This is a genomic window from Candidatus Obscuribacterales bacterium (assembly GCA_036703605.1).
Lineage (GTDB): Bacteria > Cyanobacteriota > Cyanobacteriia > RECH01 > RECH01 > RECH01.
The window spans coordinates 1-1,407 of the sequence record DATNRH010000951.1; the positions used below are offsets into that span (position 1 = coordinate 1).

Consider the following 1,407-nt stretch of genomic DNA (forward strand, 5'->3'; position numbering starts at 1 on the left):
CATGTTTTCCCGCCAACCCCCAGTGCCGCTGACTGCGAGTGGGTGGTCCTAGCCTCTGAAGGTGTCCTGATTCCGCCCGGGACACAGCCCCATGTCGTCACTGAGTCAGCCGTCTAGCACCGGCCCCCATCCGCAAGCTCCCCTGCATGCGCATGCAGCGTCTCCGCGCTGTCCTCGTCCAAGATAGCAAACAGTTGTCGTGCGTATGCCTGAGCCCCACCATCCATGGCAACCTTCGCCCCCTTCACATACAGCTCGGCGTTCGATACTCGGCCGCAGGCTCTGCATACCTGATATTCCAGCCTCGCGCTCAGCTTGCCTTTCACCGCTTCATTCAGCTGTGTCTCTCTTCCGCACTTGCATTGCATGGTCATCGCCCTCTTCATCGATCACCAGCAGCGCTACACGGCGCTGCTGGTGTGTTTCATGAGATTTCCAAAGCCCCTCCAAGCTGTTCGGGGCTCACTCACATCAATGACGGCTTGATCCGAACGCCCGCAGTCCGCGGCCGTATTGCTTCGTGTCGGCCTTGCACAGGTACGATGCTCGATAGAACGCTTCCTGGAAGCTCTGCGGATCACCCCGATCAATCCAGTACACAGGGTTCTGGGGAACATGAATCCAGGGCTCCTGGGGGTTCCACTCCACCCCCAGCGCGCTGTACCAGGCCCGGGAGATCCTGTTGAAGAGGTTCTCGTTGGGAGAGCCCACCCTGCCAGGCAGGTGGTAGGCATCGCGGTTGAGGATCAGAAAGAAGTGATAGTGCGGCTTGCCATTGGTGCCGACCTCACGGCACCAGACGTAGCGCACCTTGGTGCCAGGCACCCAGCCGCTCCGACGCCTCCGCTCCAGGTCGTGTTGGATGATGGCCTTCATGGAAGCGATAAAGCGTGTGATCAGACGCTGGTGATCTTCCAGCGTCAACCTGTCGCTGATTGAGGTAGGGATGACCGGGTCAACCCGGAAGGCCATTACTCGAGGGTAGTCACCTGTGGCTTTTTGCAGCGTAACGTGTAGCGCTTCGAGGTATTCGGTCACCATTGGTGAAAACTCCGCTTGGATAGGCATGCCGTTGAACATGGGGTAGAAGTCCAGGTGCAGGTTGGGGTTGGCGTGGTGTCTCTGTGACATGGGTAGCTCCTGTAGGGACATGGGAACAGCCCATGGCCGTCAAGCCATGGGCGTTTGCTTCATGCACGATGAATCCTCCAGCTATACGCTGGATCCATTGGTCTATGGGTAGGATGTTCGCTGCTGCTTCCCTTGCTCTGGTAGGTACGGGGCTTGAGGCCCCTCCCCTTCTCCTTGGATAGGGTAATAATAATTAAACCAGGGTCGGGAAAGCTGATCCATCGACTGGCGATGCAGGCAGGTTGGGGTGGACAAGGAAGGTGGTGGTTTGATAAC

At 58.2% G+C, this 1,407-nt stretch carries 1 protein-coding gene; it reads right to left on the bottom strand.

Features of this window, described 5'->3' with window-relative positions:
• Positions 1 to 471 precede the first annotated feature (471 nt).
• Positions 472 to 1,131, bottom strand: coding sequence for an inovirus Gp2 family protein (locus tag V6D20_19445; protein ID HEY9817958.1), 660 nt, complete (start codon positions 1,129 to 1,131; stop codon positions 472 to 474).
• Between the last annotated feature and the right edge of the window lie 276 nt (positions 1,132 to 1,407).